The 447-nt window shown below is 61.7% G+C and carries 1 protein-coding gene; it reads left to right on the top strand.

Annotated features, from left to right (window positions below; all coding sequences use genetic code 11):
* Positions 1–48 precede the first annotated feature (48 nt).
* A partial coding sequence (locus GVL04_RS24155; RefSeq protein WP_200846958.1) for a hypothetical protein occupies positions 49–447 on the top strand: 399 nt, incomplete at its 3' end.

Consider the following 447-nt stretch of genomic DNA (forward strand, 5'->3'; position numbering starts at 1 on the left):
GCGGCACATACCGAACGGCTTGACACACTGGCGCAGAATTCGTCGGTCATGGCGACACACACTGCGGCACATACCGAACGGCTTGACGTGTTGATCCGCAGCTCCGAGGACCTGCTGGTGGCCCAGGCGCGCGTCCACGAACTGGCCGACGATGTGCGGCAGCACATGCCTGCCACCACGGTCTACACGGGTGACCATCTGATGGTCACCCGTGTTCATGGTTATGTGATGGCCACGCCGGCGGAAGATGCTTTGCTCACCTCTCTGCTCGCGATGTATGGCAGCGTGGACGCAGGTCTCGTGTCGTTCTTCACGCGGGTGCTGAAGCCGCGCATGACGTTCATCGACGTCGGTGCACATATCGGAATCCATACGCTAAACGCGGCGACGGCTGTGGGCGAGTTCGGACGTGTCATCGCGTTCGAGCCAGCGCCGCGTGTGTATGAC

The sequence above is a fragment of the Arthrobacter sp. 18067 genome, assembly GCF_902706295.1.
Lineage (GTDB): Bacteria > Actinomycetota > Actinomycetes > Actinomycetales > Micrococcaceae > Arthrobacter.